The organism is Spirosoma flavus, assembly GCF_054778555.1.
This window is the reverse complement of record NZ_BAAGZL010000001.1, coordinates 491446-510569: the sequence shown is the minus strand read 5'-3', so window position 1 is coordinate 510569 and position 19124 is coordinate 491446. Positions and strand designations below refer to the sequence as shown.

Genomic DNA, 19124 nt, shown 5'->3' with positions numbered 1-19124 from the left:
AATCAATTTAGCGAGTCTGATGAAGCGGTCGTCATCAGTGAGTCCAGCGGAGGAGCAAACTGATGATCGATAATTTTGTAGGTGATTTTAGTGCCCCGGTCGCTGTTCGGTGCCGTCTCGATGAGCGACGAATTGGGGCCGACGTTAGTAAAATACACCTTCTCGGATTTATACAATCCACCGCCATCTTTGAAATAATTCACCTTTACCCCAACCGACGAAAAAGTGACCTGACTCGGGTTGCTCAGCTGAAGTTGTACATTTTTGATCCCGCCGAATAAGCCTACCCGGTAATCATTCGCCTTCACGGTCAGGCCTTTAACCGCAGCCAAAGCTTCCTGTCTGAGTTGCTCCTGTCGTGCGGCCTCCTCTTCTTCTCGTTGGAGACGTGCGGTTTCTTCGGTTGAATTTGATTCTCCAGAATTATCCGTTTTGGTAATCGGCGTATCGACAGCCGTTGTTTGAGGGCTGGCTTTTGGTTTCAGAACGGCAAAGTATAGACCGACGATCCCTAAAAAAACAGCCAGCGCTATAGCAGCCCATTTCAGGCTACCTGTTTGTGGCTTGAGAGGAGGACGCGCCTGTACCGGCCTGGCTTCTATTGGCGTAGCATTCACTACTTCCACCGCCTTTTTTTCTGGTTCGCTGATAACTGCGGGCTTTACTGGCTCTGGGGTAGAAGATCGCGGAGCAGTACTTCGATTAGCCTGTAAATAAGCAAGTTCGGCCTGTTTGATCATCCAGGTTAGCTCGTCAGGATCGCTTAGCCGATCAGCCGGTTTCTTTTGCAACAACCCCCGCAGTACGTCCACAAACGGGCTAAGCGTCTGGTCGTTTTTAGAAACCGTCAGGGCAGGTGGCGCTTCCGTCAATACCTTATTCATGAACGTAACAATTCCCGTATGATCGTCTAACGCAAACGGTACGTTACCATGCAGACACTCATACAGCACTACGCCCAGGGAATAATAATCCGTCGCGACGCCAACCCCTTTGGGATCGTTAAACTGTTCGGGCGACGCATATTCATACGTCATCAGCGACTGCCCCGTCAGTGTATTCGATTGTTCGTGCAAGCGAGCTACCCCGAAATCGGTCAGCAGAAAATGCAGCTCACCGCTAGGCAGCGGGCGATACAAAATATTCTCAGGTTTAATGTCGCGATGAACGATGCCCTGCGGATGAATCGCTTTGAACGCGCTCGCCATTTGCAATGCCAACCGACTGACTGTCGATACGTCCAGAGCTCCCTGATTATCAATGAGTTGCTTTAGACTTCCGCCCTCGATCAGTTCCATGACCAGGTAAGGCAATTCCGCATCCAGCCGAACCTCACGCACTTTTACGATATTGGGATGAGCGATACTGGTCATAATAGCCGATTCGCGCTCAAACCGACGTAGCGTTTCGGCATCCGTATTAAGCGCAAAGTGTTTAATCGCCACCAGATCGCCCGTCGCCAGGTGACGCGCTTTGAGGATGCGCGCGTTACTACGTCCCAATTCGCTTAGCACTTCGTAACCGGGAAACCGCGTATCAAATCGAATCGTGGACATTAACGGCGTTTTGTTTTGGTTGAATCGGGACCATTTTGTACAGACATACTAACAACGACTTTGCGGAACGTATCCTGCCGAACCGCTGCGCTAATGGGCAATCCCACGTTTTTAAAATACACGTTTGAGAGCTGCAATTTCGTATCGCGGGTTGTTTCAATACCGGTCTTAAATCCGCTGATTATCATATTCTCTACCTGCGCTGTTCCTGCCCGGTCGATACGTAGTGCTACCTGCGTTTGGGCGGAGTCAGCGGGCATCAGAACGGTTAGTCGGTTATCGCCGGTGATACGTTGTAAAGAGTCGGTTACCAGTAAAGTATTCGCAAGCCGAAACGTATCAGCCGGCAAAATCAGACGATGATCTTTACTGCGGTAGGCGGTTTGCAGCAATGAATCAAATCTGGACGTTGCTCCTGCTGTCGCCGACATTGTATTCGGTTGACTACCAGTAGTTGCCAGGCTATCGACCTGTGCTACATCAGATTGGCCGGATGGTTGATATTGATACCACATAATGGCCGCAATCAGTCCGATGGTTAACAATCCAAACAACGCCAATAGCCCCGTTGAACGCTTTTTTGCTGGCTTTGACTTAGTAGATGTCACTTCCTGAGCAATGGGAGCCGTTTGTGGTACGATAGGCGCTGGTACGTCGACAGCCTTTGCTGGGCTTGTCGAAGGTCCGGCGGCCAACGCATTGTTTTTAGCCAGAACGACTGTGATGTTGTCTTTACCGCCTTGCTGATTAGCTAACCGAATCAATTCGATTGTCTGCTGGTCAAGGGTTGGCTTTTGCTCTAGAATCGCCCTGATTTGCGCTTGTGTGATCATATCCGTCAGGCCGTCGCTACAGAGTAGCAACGTATCGCCCGGTAGAAAATCGGTTTCGCCCGATTCCAGAAAATTAGGATCGTCAACCCGATGTTCTTCTGAGCCAACGTCTCGCAGGATTTCGTTCCGGCGGGGGTGCGCCATCGCTTCGGCTTCGGTGAGTTCGTTCGCATCTTCCCGAACGCCAACCAGCGAATGATCGTACGTTAGTTTTTCGAGCACACCTTGCCGATAGCGGTACAAACGCGTATCGCCCACATGAACGTAATACAGCTTACCCGACTGAGTATCAGCCACGGCTGAGCTCAGCACGCAACACATTTGTGCTAACCGGGGCTCCTGATGTCGCTCGTTATTGATTTGATTATTGGCAAACACAACCGCTTCGCGCAGCATCGACAACGGATCGCCGTTTGGCTTGGCCATGTATTGTTCAATCGACTCCTTTGCAATAGCCGCAGCCCGGTCGCCCCCGGCATACCCACCGACACCGTCGATAACCGTCAATAAGGCCGTAGTTTCCGCCCAAATCGTTGAGCAGATAAAAGCATCCTGATTATCGGTTCGGCGCTGACCTACGTCGGTCTTGCCGGCAAATTCTAGTGAATTCATTCAGTAGAGATTCAGTAATTCGGGGCCTGCTGTAACTTCAGTCCGGCCGCGTTACTTTATTTATCGAGGTAAATCCTGAAAATGTTTCAAGACCAGGAATCCAACGAACAGGAGTAACCCGAAAACAAGTAGCGCATCAATCATGCTTACGTAGTGCGTTGGAAGTGTAGCGTAACCATGCTATTAAGCAGAATCTGAGCTTTGTCAGGTAAGGAGTACCACTGCGGATTAGCGGGTTCGCTACGTGGAATGAGCTGTTCGTTCACACGGGTTTCGTTTCGGCTGAACGATGCGAGTTGAAAGGCTTGGGTTGCGTCGTCGTACCGAATGCGGGCATGCGGATTCGATACGTAGGCCGATTCGAGAAGCAGATAATTCGGAAAATGCTGGTTATCAGGCTCCTTTCGGGCGACTACAATTTCCCGGTCTCGCATTAGGTACGTATCCTCTTTGTTTAATTCGGCAATGTAATACGTTATCTCGGCCAGTCCGGCGGCTAGGCTACGTGGTAAGTTTGGTACGTTCCGAGTAGCCGATCCCGGCGTTGCAGCCCGTTCGTTTGGGGTGGGCGACGGATCAAATTTAAACTTTACCACAAAAGCCCCCGGCTCACGAAAGTCAATATGCTGAAACGTATTTAGATCTACATCTACTTTTTCGTAGCGGTTGGTTTGTTTGATCCGGCGCGTTACGTGCAGCTTATCCGAAGACGGGCGAGCTTCATTACCGGGCAAAATTCCTGTCAGCGCGCCCACTACGTAAACATCTGTTGGCGAGACGGTTTCTCCACCAAACTCGCGGCCACCCCCGAATTTAAAAAACCAGCTGGAGGCCACGGGCGATACTCGTTCATATTCCCCTTTATGCGCGGCAATTACGGCTTTAAAGGACTTAACTGCCTCATCGACAATAACCGGAAACGCATTCTGGCGTTCTTCGTAGGTATCTGGATGTAGGATAATGAGGAAGTGCGCATTGAACAGCATACTCGTTCCAACAGACTCCCGACCAATGGAATCCTCAAACGAAGACACCAACTCAGCCAGAATCCGTTTATTGGTTACTGTAGCGGTAGAAGTAGGTTGGCTCTGGCTGGGGGGCACGAGTAGATTGCCTAATTTATGAAGCCAGTTGGGCTGATCTGCCATGGGTGAACGCGAATAGGTGCTTGCTACCCCCTTAAACGCTATTGCTTATCATTTTCTTTTGCCGGTCGTCAAGTTGCTGGAATTGTCTGAACTATTGATGCGGCACTATGGCAATCTGGCTAAGCTTGCTAAAGCCTTATTAACGTCGTTTTAGCTCCATACAGCGGTTCAACGTCAGGCCCTGTGAGTTGATAGCCGTAAGCAGAAGTTTTTTTTGATCTGGGCCAGTCAGTAAAGCCGACGAGCGGGCGTCTCCCCGAATTAATAAACCACTTTCCCTAGGGCCAAGCGGCTTCCAATGACCATGCCCATCACCCAACAATACTACTCCTACGGAGGCATCTTCGCGGCCCATATTGACTTCGTTCGGGTAGAAATTACCGGTCAGCACTACGTCCAGGTGGCCATCCTGGTTGAAATCGTTAACGACAATACCATATACAGGCGCCACTTGAGCGAGCCGGGGTAAGGCATGAATCGCAAATTTTCCCTGACCCAGATTTTCGATGTACGCGCTTTCCAGATACGTTGCCTGCGTATGGTATGCCCCTTTCCGGTCATCTTCTGAAAGCAAGTCATCGAAGGTCACCGCTGCATAATCGGCAAATCGCTGGTATTTCCGACGGAATTGAATAACCTGCTGATTCAATGCATCGCGCGGTATGGCCGGATAACATACGCCATCGATATAATACCCCATGAGCGGATCAAGCGTACCGTCATTATTGAAATCGCGCGCAATCAGTTTAACCGGCTCTTTTTCCGACGCCCGGTATAGGGTATTCAATCCTTCATTTCCAGCTATATAATCCAGATCACCATCCTGATCGAAATCGCCCTGAGCGAGGCAATTCCACCAACCCGACGAATTGGGAATTTGGATTGAAGAAGTAGGCTGGAATGAACCTTTGGTGTTTTTAAAGATGGTTAGCGGCATCCATTCACCAGCCACTACCAGATCGTCCCAGCCGTCGCGGTCATAATCCGACCAGAGCGCTGAACATACCATGCCGACCTGCATTAGCTGGGGACTTAGCTGACGGGTGACATCAACAAAGCGGTTTCCCTGCGCTGATCGATCATTTCGAAGCAGATAACTCCTGGCTGGCAGTGGATAGCTGCCAGGTATCTGCCGCCCCCCGACAAACAAATCCAGATCGCCATCCTTGTCAAAATCGGTAGCTACAACGCAGGAGCCACTACCAGAAACATCGGGCAATGTGCCAGCGGGTGCCAGACTGAAATCACCTTTCCCATTGTTAAAATATAGCTGATCCTGATAGAACGATTTTTCGGTAACGGGGCGCTCGTTGCTCCCATACACTACGTACAGATCCAGGTCTTTATCTCCGTCAGCATCAAAAAACAAAGCGTTCGTCGCTTCCTGATTGGTTAAGGCCGGGAAGGGTCGTTTCGTAAAATTCCCGGATGCCGTTTGCCAGAAAAGACTTGCCGGACTTCCCCGATACGAGCTACCCAGAAAGCAATCGTCCAGACCGTCGCCGTTTACATCGCCAACCGCCATTGCAAAACCCGACCTAGACAGCATTTTATGCATTGCCGCCGTCTGTTTGAAATCGACAAAATCCGATTCGGCATGAACGAAATCGACCGGATAGTCTGCTGTTACGTCGGTAAATAACGGCTGAGCCGTAACCGGTTGAATAGACGTAGCACTGCTCCTGGCTTGTGCATAGGAGAGCGTAATGCGCTGATCGGCCACTACGTTACGCTTGACTTCCACGCGTCCATCGGGCCACCGGATACGTAGCGAATCAATTTTACGCTGAGTACCTAACCCAAAATGCAGCCTGGGTTCGATCGATGATAAATACCCACGAACAACCGACAATTCACTGTATTGCATGAGGCCACCTGACCAGAGTGTTACTGCTGCTCCGAACCCCTGACGATTTAGGGAATCACCTTGTAAGTTAACCGATACATAGTGCTGGGATGGGTCCTGCTCCCGGCTCTGATTCCGATACACAAAAGCCTCGCCATCAATGTTATTGACGGCTAAATCCAGGTCTCCATCGTTGTCGAAATCGGCGTAAGCGGCCCCATTTGCGTACGATTCTTCATGAAGTCCCCAATTTTGAGAAATGTCATCGAATGAGCCATCCCCTTTATTCCGAAACGCGTAATGAGCCAATGAGATCTCGGGCACTTTATCAAGCAGTTCCAGGCGTTTTTTGGTGTTATACTCAGTGGTACCAAAGCCAGAGAAGTCTTCGGTAAACGTGATAAAATCCCGGTCGGTTACGTTTTTTCGATAGCCGTTGGTAATGTACATATCCTTCCAGCCATCGTTGTCGAAATCAGCGAGTAGAGTCGCCCAACTCCAGTCCGTTTGCGCCACGCCCGCCATCAGACCAACTTCGGAGAAAAGTGGAGCATGGGGCTCCGAGATAGGAGCAGAAGAGTTGGCGGTTGTGCTAGCTTGATGGATATTTTTACTGCCCACTACCCCCAGATTCATCTGTAGGCAGTTACGCATATACTGCATCTGATGCCCGAACTGGGGCGAAACACTCATTTGCTTCCGGTCATAATCCTGACCAGCCAGCATCATTTTGAGTCGGTTATTTTCTTTGGGCAGCATATCCAGCTGCATCAGATCGGGCAAGCCATCGTTGTTCAGGTCGGCGGCATCGACGCCCATTCCGTACATGCTGGTGTGCGCCATTGCCTGCTTAATGGCATTGGTGAAATGACCTTTTCCATTATTCAGGTAGAGAATGTCGCTGCTATTGAAGTCATTGGAGCAATATATGTCTGGATACCCGTCTTTATTGAAATCGCTGATGACCAATCCTAAACCCAACTCGTCGTAGGTGATTCCGGCCTCTTTTGATACATCTTTAAAAACAGGATGCCCTTTTGGGCCAGTTCCCTCGTTTCGATACAGTTTACCCGTACTGGGGTGTGATCCATCTGACACGACTGGACGAACGTGCGCGGGATTCTGAAAATCAGGAGCCGTGTTCAGCAAAAACACGTCCAGATCACCGTCCAGATCGTAATCAAAAAAGGCGGATTGGGTCGTGAAGGCAGGATCGGCCAAACCGTACTCGGTCGCCATCTCTTTAAAAACAGGCTTACCGGTTTTTACGCCCTGATTGATAAACAGCAGATTTTCAGTATGCTTCAAGGCAGGGTGACTCGCCACCGACAGATAGATATCCAGCCAACCGTCCTGATTAACATCGACCAACGTAACACCTGAGCACCAACGATCAGTGGTTAGCCCGGCCGATTGGGTTATGTCCTCAAATTGAAAGGCGTCCTTATCTTGTCCACCCCGATTCAGGTAAAGCCGGCAACTCACCTGATTCCCCGTAAAAAACAGATCGGTTAAGCCATCGTTGTTGACATCACCAACGCCCACACCCCCACCGTTGTAAAAATTGGTGAACGTAAAGCCATTTAATCCTTCGGTGGGTGTTAAGGCATTGTTGAACGTTACGTGCGTATGGTCGCTGGAAAGGCGCTCAAACCGGGTTGACCCTGTCTGTTGACAACCCATCAACAGGCTTGTTATCAAACCCATCCAGATCATGCCTGACCATAACCGTCTCATAGAAATCGTCTGTTACTATCCAGTAATAGAACAATGACACCGGAAACTCCGGTGTCATTGCCTGAGAAAATCACACGTTTAAACTACTTAATACCCAGGATTCTGTCCTTTTACGCCGACGTTCGGATTATTGTCAATTTCCTGCTGCGGTATAGGCAATAGCTCGTGTTTTCCTTTCTGAAAATACGAAAGCGGTTCCGTTTTTAGCTTACCCAGCTTCCGCCAGCGCAGGATATCCCGATTGCGAATCTCTTCGCCATTCAACTCAACCCGGCGCTCGTGTACGATCGCATCAAATACCTGATCTTTTGTCGACACTGGATATTTGGTCGTTGGGTACGTCGGCATCGCTACGCTGGGCCGATTGCGAATCATGTTCAGATACGTAACGGCACTGGCGAGGTTACCCAGTTCGTTTTCGCATTCGGCCATAGACAGCAGCGTTTCGGCGTAACGCATGATGCGTTGGTTAATGCCGCCCGTGGTCGACACACCCGCTTTGTACATCAGGGTAAACTTCCGCCAGCTTACTTTCTGCACTTTGCCATCCACAGTTGAGCTATTGCCGTTCTGCACCTCGTCGGTCAGTACGGTTTGGTCCTTATTGTATTTATCGCCGGTCGTATAAAACGATTTTGCATACCGGGGATCGGTCTTGGCATCGCCTTTACTGGTCTTCTCAAACTCAGCTAATAAACTGTTCGAGGGAATAATGTTCCGCCAGCCAATACCCGAGTACTCCTGCGTCCGAACCGTTTCTTCTCCCGCCGACGCGCCATCGGCATCACCATTCCAGTTGAACGTACCACCCGACGGCAAAAAGTTAACTTCCCAGATCGACTCCTTATTGAACTCGGTCTCTTCGATGAAATTATCGTTGTATTCATCTACCAGAGCATAATTTCCAGAGCTGATAATTTTCTGAAGTTCTGTCTTCGCATTAGCATAATCACCCTGTTGCAGATAGACACGAGCCAGCAGCATCTGAGCCGCTCCTTTGGTAGCACGGCCTTGATTAGCCGCATCATACGTAGCAGGAAGCGCATCCTGAGCCGCTTTCAGATCGGCAACAATAAAGGCATACACATCGGCTTCGGACGAGCGAGGTAACGACCCGGCTACCGACGTAACGTAGGTTTTGTAGAGCGGAACACCGCCCCACATACTCACCAATTCGAAATAGGACCAGGCTCGTAAAAACTTGGCTTCGCCAACGGACTGGGTCGCCACTGCCGTCGACAAGGATTTGGAAGCCGATGCCTTGTCGATCACTACGTTGGCGCGGTGAATAACCCGATAAGCGCCGGTCCAGACAGAGCTGACCAGCCCATTATCTGTACTATGAACGCCCAGTAATAGCTGATTTCGGGGTGTTTCCAGTTGTCCGCCACCGGCCGCTACGTCGTCAGAACGCAGATCGTGCGTAAAGAACCACTCGCGGGCAACCAGGTTCGTAGACTGAAGAGCCGCATAAACTCCATTAATTGCGCTCTTGATCTGTATATCGGTTTGAAAATAGCTGTCGGTGGTAACCGCGTTTGGGTTCAGTTGATCGAGGGCTTTTTCGTTACACCCAACGGCCAGGCCAAGCAGCAGAACGCCAGTTGAGAAATAGTGCCTTTTCATAAAAAAGTATGCTTTTAGGTTCGTTAAAGTCAATTAGAACGTAATCTGAAGACCAGCTAGTAACGTGCGTGCCTGTGGATAGTTGGCGTAATCGATTCCACTCCGGAGCAGCGTTCCGTTGCGAGAACCAATTTCCGGATCATAGCCCGTGTATTTGGTCAAAGTCAGCAAGTTCTGGCTCGATACGTATACCCGTACTTTATTCACTACGTTATTGGTCAATCCACCCAGCACTTTGGTCGGGATTGAATAGCCGATGGTCAGGTTTTTAACACGCATGTACGATCCATCTTCGATAAAACGGTCTGACGTACGGCTGTTATTGTTCGGATCGCCCGCAATTGCCCGTGGCACATCGGTATTCATATTGGTTGGCGTCCAGGCATTTAGCACGGCGGGGCCAGCATTAAACAGACGTAGCATACCTTGCGTAACCACTTTTGTACCATTGTAAATTTTGTTACCATAGGTGCCCTGCAAATACAGGGTAAAGTCGAAATTTTTGTAGCTGCCGCTAAAATTGGCGCCATAATTAAATTTCGGCAGGTAGCTTCCGAGGTACGTCCGGTCATTGGCATCAATCTTACCATCGCCATTCAGGTCTTTGAAGCGAATATCGCCAGCCGACGTGTTTTTGGCGGGATTATCGGCGTCACGCGTTGCGGGGCGGTTTTGAACAGGAGCGCTGTATACTTCGTCAACTGACTTAAAAATGCCCTCCACTACGTAGCCATAGAACGACTGAATCGGTTGACCCGTTTCGGTTTTGGTGATGTCGGCCCCGCCATAATCCGCATTTGAACCGGCATAGATCGAAGCCGTAGGTGTGGCCAGACTCAGGACCCGGTTACGCGTAATACCGACGTTGGCCGAGAGATTCCACCGAAAATCGCCTTTTGCGTAATTATACCCCGCCTGGAATTCATAACCCCAGTTTTTCATACTGCCGATGTTGGCAACGGGCGCATTACTGTAACCGATCGAATTAGGAATGGGAACCCCCAGAATCAGGCCGTCGGTAAACCGGTTATAAACTTCGGCCGTAAACGTGATTTTGTTATTAAACAGACCAAGATCAATGCCTCCATTAACCATGTCTGTAGTTTCCCACTTCAGCTCGGTGTTTCCCAGCGAGTTAAAATACGAACCCAGGCTATTGGCCGACCCGAATGGGTAGGCCGTCGCATCTGCCGACACAAGCGATTGCCAGGCGTAGTTGGCTATTCCGTTAAAGCCCGTCTTCCCGTAGCTGGCCCGCAGTTTCAGTTCAGAAATATTTGGCAACCCTTTCATGAAACTTTCCTGGTTGATACGCCAGCCCACCGATGCCGATGGGAAGTTACCCCACTTATTACCCGGCGCAAATAATGATGAACCATCCCGCCGAATCGAGGCACTTAACAGATACTTCCCGTCGAAATCATAATTGATACGACCGACGTAAGAGATCAGATCCGTTTCGCCACGGGTGCTGGTGATCGCCGGGTTGCTTACTCCCTGAATCACGTCCAGATCGTTGTTAGGCCGGGTTCCTGATCCGGTCAATCCCGTTGAGAGAACTTTTTGGGTTTCGGCGACGGCCAATACGCTCAGATTGTGCTTGCCAAACGACTTATCGAACGACAGTTGGTTTGTTATGGTCTGCGCAATGTTGGTGTTACGTGTCTGGGAAACAGTGGCTGAACTGCGCTGTACGTAACCATCGTTGTAAATCGGATTAAACGTACTACCGTTCGAAAAGCCCAGATCAACTCCGTAATTGAAGCGGTATTTCAGGTAACTGGTCAATCGAACATCGGCGTAAACCGTAGCAAAAGCTTTTAGAAACTTCGTTCGTGTTACGTCCATTGCCGGAGCACGTAGCGGGTTCTCCGGATCAGACCCGTCGGCGGCTGTCGGGGCACTGAATCCACCCACTTTCGTCGGGTCCATAGTTGGCCAGTACGGCATCATCCGGATGGCGTGCATCAGCTGTGATCGGTCGCCCGTTGTTTCACCTCGCTGGTTGCTGTACGCTGCTGTCAGCGTCTGCCCAACCGACAGAAATTTTGCGACCTGGTGATCTGAGTTTATACGTAGCGAGCCCCGTTCGAAATCCGTTCCCCGCATAATACCATCCTGTTTGAAATAGCTGCCCGAGGCAAAAAACCGGGACACGGTATTTCCACCCGACAATGAAAGCTGGTGCTGAGCGATAGGCGCGTTGTGGAAAAGCTCATTCTGCCAGTTGGTTTCGGTCTGCGCAAAAGTTTGTGTCGCCCCGTCATAAATGGGCGTATTGAGGTTGCTTAAACGCGAGGGCAACGCAATACCCGCATTAGAAGTCAGCGCTTTAGCATATTGGACGTATTGATCGCGATTTAATACATCGATTTTATGAGTAGCGCTCTGCGTACCAACGTACGAATCGAGGGTTACCTGAATTTTATTATTCCGCCCCCCTTTTTTGGTCGTAATCAGAATAACCCCATTAGCTGCCCGTGAGCCATAAATAGCGGCCGAACTGGCATCTTTCAGCACCTCTAGTGATTCAATATCATTGGTATTAAAGCTGTTCAGATCGCCGGTTGGCACACCGTCAATAACATACAATGGTCCTGATCCATAGCTAATTGACCCAATTCCACGTATCTGCACGATGGGTGATGAACCTGGGCCGCCGTTATTTACTACTGATACCCCTGGAACGCGCCCCTGAAGCGCCGATGCTACGTTCGGCACCGGAAGCGCCGTTATTTCTTTGGGTGTAACGGTCGATACAGCGCCTGTTAACGAGGATCGTTTTTGAGTACCATATCCAACCACAACAACTTCTTCCAGCGCTCCGGCATCAGCCTCCATCGATACGTTGATAATCGACTGATTGCCCACCGTAATTTCCTGTCTTCTGTAACCAATATAACTGAACACCAACACGGAAGTACCATTCGGTACGTCAATTCGGTAGGATCCCTTTGCGTCACTGGCAGTGCCTCTGGTGGTACCTTTAATTTGAATATTTACGCCTACTAGTGGGGTTCCTTTTTCATCCAGCACTGTACCTGTAACAGATTGATCGGCAACGTTAGCCCTGGCAGTTGTGATCAGGCAATAAAACACCAGAAGCAGGTTGAGCCACGGCCGTATGTGTTTTAGCGATAAAGCATGAATTTGTAATTGATTTATCATAATTTTAAGGGTTTGTTTTTTCACAAAGACAAAAAAATCCCTGCATCCAATTTGGATGATTTTTCTCGCCGAAAAATGGGGGTACTTACCAGTCAGTAATGTTGGCGCATTACTGACTTTTTTATTGTATGTATGCTTGTCTATGCATAGGCTACATGAGGAGTTTTAGTAATCATACATTTAATAATCCGTTTACTTAAAAGAATACTTACTTTTGGTTTGGCGGGCTTACAGCTTAATTTTTTTACGATCAACCATGTTATCTAAAATTCCTTACCAGTCAACTTATATTTCTTATGGAGAAGTCTTGCCAACATATGTTCTACTCGAATTATCCATTAAGTAAGTAGCCAAAAACTTCATATCGGTTTTCTATAAAATTCCGGCAACAACTTGTGACCGTTTGTTTCTTTTCGTTTTAAAACGAATCAATCAATATCCGTTGGAAACAAAATTATATTGATATAGTGCAAGATACGCCATAAATATGTTACACAATTCTTTGGCTATGTTACATTCTTGAAAAATAAACCTGAACGTAACTAATTGACCGGATCATTCTTGTAATACCAGTAAATGAATGTTTCAGGAACAAGTATTATAACCGGATTTGAGTGGGCATTTTTAAACAGCACAAGCTCAACTCTTTTTTTACTACGTTATTAAACCTATTCAACGCGAGTTATGAATTGTTCATCAATGAACTAACCCGTTAGCTATTTGTGGCTGTTGCTACGGATTTCGACAGGCTCAGCCTAGCAGTCAGCTGAATTTTGACTCAAGCTTGTTTGTCCGGCTGAGCCTATCGAAACCCTTGGTGGCAGCAATACGTTAGCTGAGCTGTCACTTAAGTTATCTGAAACAGCTTTTTAGAATTTCACTACGCTCTCATAGGCCTTTTTAGGCTGACCATTCTGATCGAATAATAAGGGATAATCTTTGCGGCCCGGAACAGGAAAATTATCCAGCCAGGAATAGCGATCTGTCAGATTCCAAAACGTAACACCAGTGATTTTGTCGCGGTGCTTACGGAATACCTCGAATAACATTTTGTAATGAGCCGCCTGTTTGTCGGCCATCTCTGGAGTAAACTCACTCTTATCCGTATCGCGACGCTGCCGACGCTCGTGCTCTTTGGGATACACTGATACGTCCACCTCTGTAAACTGCACCTTGAGCCCCAGACCAGCGAATTTGTTGATCGACTCTTCCAGTTCCTGCTTCGTAGGTTCGTAAATAGACCAATGCGCCTGTAGACCAACTCCATTGACAGGCACTTTTTTGTCCTTCAACTTCTTGAGCAGTTGGAAGATACGTTCCCGCTTTGAGGCATTTTCTGTGTTATAATCGTTATAGAACAGTTGCGCAGACGGGTCAACTTCGTGTGCATACTGAAATGCTTTTTCGATATAATCCTCGCCAATAATTTCGTAAAATTTCGATTTGCGGTAAAGGCTCGTTCCTGTATCCGGAACAGCTTCATTCACTACGTCCCAGGCGTAGATTTTACCTTTATACCGACCCATTACGTCAGTAATATGCTGCTTCAGGCGGGCGAGTAGTACGTCCCGGCTCACGGTTTTACCAGTAGAATCGGTGAAAAGCCAGCGTGGAGTCTGATTGTGCCAGCAAAGCGTGTGACCACGTAACTTAATATTGTTCTGCTGGGCAAAATCGGCAATGGCGTCGGCATCTTTCCAGTTATAACGGTTCTCTTCTGGATGAATCGGCCCCATTTTCATGGCATTTTCGGGCGTCATGCTGTTAAACTGGGCTTTGATCAGTTCGGCGTCCGGGCCGGGCTGTACCATGCGTGGGTTTACGGCCACGCCAATGGGAAAGTAATCTTTGTAATAATCTTTCAGTCCTTTTTCGGGCGCTACAAAAGCGACGGTCAGGGCTATCAGGGCGTAGGAGCTGAGTTTATGCATAATGAAGAGTGTTTAGATACGTATTATTTATAGGCATCAATGGTTTTAATCGTACCGTCTGGATTGTAAGTCAACTCAGTTACTTTCACGTTACGCAGGTGGGTCTTGCCCGAAAGCTGGACGTCGTGGTAGAATAGATACCATTTTTGTCCGATCTGTACGATAGAATGGTGATTCGTCCAGCCGAGAACAGGTTTAAGAACTACGCCCTGGTACGTAAACGGTCCGTATGGATTGTCGCCGATGGCGTAACAGAGGTTGTGGGTATCGCCGGTAGAATAGGAGAAGTAATATTTCCCGTTGTATTTGTGAAGCCAGGCCGCTTCGAAAAAGCGTTTGTCGTTATCTTTTTCCAGAAACGGTTTTCCGTTCTTATCGAGCAATTGCACCTCCCGAACCGGCTCGGCGAAGGATTTCATGTCGGCACTTAGCCGGGCAACTCGTGGGAGGTAGGCCACTTCGTCTTTCTGCTTTAAAGCCCCTTTTGGATCATAGTTGTTACCCTCCCAGCGCTGCAACTGCCCACCCCAGATGCCTCCAAAGTAGAGATACGCCTTACCATCAGCGTCCTGAAAAACAGTGGGATCGATGCTGTAACTGCCTTTGATGGGTTCCGCTTCTGGTTTGAACGGCCCTGTGGGACTCTTGCTAGTTGCTACGCCGATTCGGAACACATCCTGTTTATCCTTCACCGGGAAATAGAGGTAGTACGTACCGTTTTTATACGTAGCATCGGGTGCCCACAGTTGACGCCCCGCCCACGGAATGTCCTTAATATCGAGAGCTACCCCGTTGTCTTTCACCGGACCGCCGATCTTATCCATCGACAGAACGTGGTAGTCGCGCATGGCGAAATGGCCCCCTTCATCATCCTCTTTGACATCTTTGGCATCAATGTCGTGCGAAGGATAAATGTAAATTTTGCCGTTAAAAACGTGGACCGAAGGGTCGGCGGTGTAAATGTGGGACACCAGGGGCGCGTCTTTCGGAGTTTTGTTTCCGTTATTCTGCGCAAGGGCGGTCAGTGAGCACCCGATTAAGGCGATCAGGGCCGATGTAGCGAAAATTCGTTGCATTCGATTTTAATTTCTATACAGTTAAAAGAATAAGATCCACAGTACCAGCAACATGACTAGTAGAATAATGGAAGCCGTAACATTCTGCCGACGGCGGACGGGATTTTCGATTTTATAGTCTTCGTCCAGTTTAACCTCACCAGCGTATCGGAACGTAAGGCCATTCAGCTTGTCCTGTGCAGGTGCGGGGGTAGCCAGACTAACGACGATGAGCAGTAATACGGAAATGATAAACAAGAGAATGGCGAAGTGCATGAAGTTCATCTCAATCAGAGGTTTCAGCACCGGATTGGAGAACGGCGAATTCTTATGAATAACTTCCAGTACAAACCGCAGCATTCCCAGGGCCAGGCCCGTCCAAAGCACGACTTTCGAACCGGTCGCGTTGGCGCGTGGCCATAACAAACCTACCAGAAACACACAAGCAATGGGCGGACTGATGTAACTCTGTACTGATTGCAGATACACGTATAATTGATCGGACAGCACCGTAACCAGCGGCACCCACAACAAACTCACGGCTACCAGTACCACCGTTGAAATACGTCCGAAATTGACTAGTTGCTTTTCAGAAGCTTGCGGACGGAATTTCTGGTATACGTCGATGGTCATCAGCGTTGAAGCCGAATTGAAACAAGCTGCCAGTGATGCCATCAAAGCCGCCAGCAGCGAAGCAACGACCAGCCCCCGAAAACCGCTTGGCAACAGCTCCTTCACCATCACTGGATATACGTCGTTTGGGCTGAGCTTCTGGCCCGGCAACAGCAGGCCTTTCTGGTGAAGGGCGTAAGCAATCAGACCGGGAAGGACGAGAATGAATACGGGCAGAATTTTCAGAAAACCAGCCATGATGGTGCCCGATTTAGCGTGGTCGATGTTTTTGGCAGCCAGTACGCGCTGAACAATACTCTGATCGGTACACCAGTACCAGATACCAACGATATACGGCCCCAGAATAACGCCCGTCCAGGGAAACTCTGGGTCACTCATCGGGCGAAACATATCCATGTGGCCGGTTGGTACGTTCGCCACCAGCTCATTCCATCCACCGACTTTGTCGAGGCCAATCCAGGTCAGAGCAATCGCTCCAGCCAGCAGGATAAACGTCTGAATCAGTTCAGTATAGATCACAGCGGCCATTCCTCCGGCAATAGTGTAAATGCCAGTAACAACCACCAACAGAATGGAAGAGGTATAAATATCCCATCCCATCACCTGTTTGAGCAAAATCCCGGCGGCAAACAGGTGAACCGAAATCTTGGTCAGAATATAGGCAATGATTGACACCGAACTGAGATACCAGCGGCTGGCCGAGCTATAGCGCCGTTCCAGAAACTCCGGCATGGTAAACACGCCCGATTTAAGGTAGAATGGCACGAACACCCAGCCCAGAATGAGCAGACAAATCGAAGCCGACCATTCGAAATTTCCTGTGGCCAGCCCCGACATATAGCCCGTTCCCGACAATCCGATGAAGTGCTCGGTCGAAATGTTAGAGGCAAATAATGAAGCACCAACAGCAAACCAGCCGACATGTCGCCCCGCCAGAAAGTATTCGGTGCTGCTACGTTCCTGCCGGGAAAAATAGTAGCCAATCGCAAAGACAATCAGGAAATAGGCCCCAATAATGCTGTAATCAAGCAAGCTAAAATCTAAACTCATTTGGGTTAGTTTTAAAGATTAGTCGATTACTTAAATAACAGGGGTGCAAACATAAACAGATCGTGCCGCCAGACAGGCCACGTGTGTCCGCCCGCGTATTCGCTGTATGTATATTTGACGCCCATTTCATCGAACTTTTTCATCATAACCTGGCAGTTCTGGTAAGCGATGTCTTCTTTGCCACCCATCGAAATCCACAGATTTTTCAGATTGCTGTTGATGGCGCTAGCATTATCCTTCATGAATTCATACTGAGGATCAGACAGTTTCGGATTATTAGCAAACCAGCCCGAACTAAAGACACCGAGCGACGAAAACAGATTGGTGTTTTTAATGCCCGCGTACAACGTCTGCAAACCGCCCATCGACAAGCCCGCCAACGCCCGGTTTTTCGCGTCAGTCTCTACCCGGTAATTACTTTCGACGAATGGAATTGCTCCCTGCTTCAGTTCGTTTTCAAATGCCCGTAATACGTTCTCGTTGAAGCCCGCCAGACCAGCGTTACTCACGTTGCCGTCGAGCATCACGATCAGCATCGATTTGGCCTTTCCTTCGGCAATCAGATTGTCCAGAATCAAGTCCGTTTTGCCCTGCGTAGCCCATCCGCGCTGATCTTCGCCCCCTCCGTGCAGGAGATACAATACCGGGTATTTTTCACTCGATTTGTCATAGCCGGGTGGGGTATAGACGTACATTTCGCGCCAGGAATTCGTAGCTTTTGACAGGTAGCGTTTGATACGTATGTCGCCGTGCGCTACGTCTTTCATAGCATAAAAACCGCCGTCTCTATCTGGAATTTCGATGCCACTGGCCATACGGCTCATGCCATAAAAAGATTCACTGGCCGGATCGGCGACGGGTAATCCATCGACCAGCAGCGAATAATAATGAAAGCCCCGGCTGATGGAATCGGTCGTTATGTTCCAGAATCCAGCGGTATCTTTCACCATGTCGTATTTTTTGCCCAGATCGATCTGCACTTTCTTCGCATCCGGCGCTTTCACCCGAAACACGACGCGATTATCAGGCAAAATCTGCGGGTATTTAGCAGAGCGGGTATTGGTAGACGCTGGTGATCCTAAAACGGTATATTTCGTAAACGTGGACGTATCGACCGGTTTGAACAGAAACTGGGAGAACATATATAGGCCGTTTTTCCAGACTTTAAAATCATGGACGCCCGGTTCAACGTAGTAGATGTGCGGTACGTCGTTCTGGTAGAGGTAGTCGTGGGTGCGTTTGCTGAACGTAATAAGCCCATCATTATCACCGCACGAAATCCAGAGCAGCTTCAGTTTCTTCTTGGCTTCTGCCGGATTTGGCACCAACTCCTGAGGAGGTTTTGTGTTCGGGGCCGACGAAAATCCGCCCACCCAGGCAAACTTATCCAGATTACCCAGACCGAAATTCAGCGATTGGCCGCCCCCCATCGAGAGCCCGGCAATAGCCCGGTGTTCGCGGTCGGTCAGGGTCGGGTATTTTTTCTCGATAAACGGAATCAGATCGGTCAGCAAATCTTTTTCGAACGTAGCAAACGCTTCGACTTTGTCTTTGTCGAAAATATTCCCAACCGCCCGGTCGTCTTTCATGGCGCGTCCGTTGGGCATCACCACAATCATGGGCTGGAGTTTATTGTCTGCGTACAAATTGTCGAGAACAATTTGCGGTGTGCCGCCCCGAAGCCATTCTTTCTCATCCCCACCAATGCCGTGCAGGAGATACAGCACCGGATATTTCGTCTTTTTATTGTAGCCGGGCGGGGTGTAAACCAACGCTTTGCGAGAAGTTCCTACCGTTTTTGATACGTATTGAATCGTATCGATTTTGCCCGTAGCGATGCCAGTTCGTAACTGGTCAAAGCCTTTGGGCGCTTCTTTTTCGATGGTTTGCGAGTAGGCCGCTGATCCCATTAACGTAGCAATGACCAAG

The 19124-nt window shown here is 49.1% G+C and carries 10 protein-coding genes; all 10 read right to left on the bottom strand.

Annotation, left to right across the window (positions count from 1 at the left end; all coding sequences use genetic code 11):
- Positions 1-2: 2 nt before the first annotated feature.
- Positions 3-1556 (bottom strand): serine/threonine protein kinase, encoded by a 1554-nt coding sequence (locus ACYVF1_RS01995; protein WP_461075084.1) that lies wholly within the window; start codon positions 1554-1556, stop codon positions 3-5.
- Positions 1556-3001 carry a PP2C family protein-serine/threonine phosphatase gene (locus ACYVF1_RS01990; RefSeq protein ID WP_461075082.1) on the bottom strand — a complete coding sequence of 482 codons (1446 nt, stop codon included), beginning with the start codon at positions 2999-3001 and terminating at the stop codon, positions 1556-1558. Before ACYVF1_RS01990 ends, ACYVF1_RS01995 begins: the two co-directional genes overlap by 1 nt.
- A gap of 146 nt (positions 3002-3147) precedes the next feature.
- Positions 3148-4149, bottom strand: coding sequence for an FHA domain-containing protein (locus ACYVF1_RS01985; RefSeq protein WP_461075080.1), 1002 nt, complete (start codon positions 4147-4149; stop codon positions 3148-3150).
- A gap of 139 nt (positions 4150-4288) precedes the next feature.
- Positions 4289-7732: a VCBS repeat-containing protein gene (locus tag ACYVF1_RS01980; RefSeq protein WP_461075078.1), complete on the bottom strand. Its 3444-nt coding sequence runs from the start codon at positions 7730-7732 to the stop codon at positions 4289-4291.
- Positions 7733-7819: 87 nt separating this feature from the next.
- Positions 7820-9358: a RagB/SusD family nutrient uptake outer membrane protein gene (locus ACYVF1_RS01975; RefSeq protein WP_461075076.1), complete on the bottom strand. Its 1539-nt coding sequence runs from the start codon at positions 9356-9358 to the stop codon at positions 7820-7822.
- A gap of 33 nt (positions 9359-9391) precedes the next feature.
- Complete coding sequence (locus tag ACYVF1_RS01970) at positions 9392-12526, bottom strand: SusC/RagA family TonB-linked outer membrane protein (RefSeq protein WP_461075074.1); 3135 nt, start codon at positions 12524-12526, stop codon at positions 9392-9394.
- Between the two features lie 869 nt (positions 12527-13395).
- On the bottom strand, positions 13396-14457 hold the full coding sequence (locus ACYVF1_RS01965) for an endo-1,4-beta-xylanase (RefSeq protein ID WP_461075072.1): 1062 nt from the start codon (positions 14455-14457) through the stop codon (positions 13396-13398).
- A gap of 23 nt (positions 14458-14480) precedes the next feature.
- On the bottom strand, positions 14481-15533 hold the full coding sequence (locus ACYVF1_RS01960; RefSeq protein WP_461075070.1) for a glycoside hydrolase family 43 protein: 1053 nt from the start codon (positions 15531-15533) through the stop codon (positions 14481-14483).
- Positions 15534-15554: 21 nt separating this feature from the next.
- On the bottom strand, positions 15555-17195 hold the full coding sequence (locus ACYVF1_RS01955; RefSeq protein ID WP_461075068.1) for a sodium:solute symporter: 1641 nt from the start codon (positions 17193-17195) through the stop codon (positions 15555-15557).
- A gap of 26 nt (positions 17196-17221) precedes the next feature.
- Positions 17222-19105 carry an alpha/beta hydrolase-fold protein gene (locus tag ACYVF1_RS01950; RefSeq protein ID WP_461077785.1) on the bottom strand — a complete coding sequence of 628 codons (1884 nt, stop codon included), beginning with the start codon at positions 19103-19105 and terminating at the stop codon, positions 17222-17224.
- Positions 19106-19124 lie beyond the last annotated feature (19 nt).

Bases quoted from the DNA above. Each gene is read 5' to 3' on its own strand.
- ACYVF1_RS01995 (WP_461075084.1), bottom strand. From the start codon at position 1,556: ATGTCCACGATTCGATTTGATACGCGGTTTCCCGGTTACGAAGTGCTA.
- ACYVF1_RS01990 (WP_461075082.1), bottom strand. From the start codon at position 3,001: ATGAATTCACTAGAATTTGCCGGCAAGACCGACGTAGGTCAGCGCCGA.
- ACYVF1_RS01985 (WP_461075080.1), bottom strand. From the start codon at position 4,149: ATGGCAGATCAGCCCAACTGGCTTCATAAATTAGGCAATCTACTCGTG.
- ACYVF1_RS01980 (WP_461075078.1), bottom strand. From the start codon at position 7,732: ATGAGACGGTTATGGTCAGGCATGATCTGGATGGGTTTGATAACAAGC.
- ACYVF1_RS01975 (WP_461075076.1), bottom strand. From the start codon at position 9,358: ATGAAAAGGCACTATTTCTCAACTGGCGTTCTGCTGCTTGGCCTGGCC.
- ACYVF1_RS01970 (WP_461075074.1), bottom strand. From the start codon at position 12,526: ATGATAAATCAATTACAAATTCATGCTTTATCGCTAAAACACATACGG.
- ACYVF1_RS01965 (WP_461075072.1), bottom strand. From the start codon at position 14,457: ATGCATAAACTCAGCTCCTACGCCCTGATAGCCCTGACCGTCGCTTTT.
- ACYVF1_RS01960 (WP_461075070.1), bottom strand. From the start codon at position 15,533: ATGCAACGAATTTTCGCTACATCGGCCCTGATCGCCTTAATCGGGTGC.
- ACYVF1_RS01955 (WP_461075068.1), bottom strand. From the start codon at position 17,195: ATGAGTTTAGATTTTAGCTTGCTTGATTACAGCATTATTGGGGCCTAT.
- ACYVF1_RS01950 (WP_461077785.1), bottom strand. From the start codon at position 19,105: ATGGGATCAGCGGCCTACTCGCAAACCATCGAAAAAGAAGCGCCCAAA.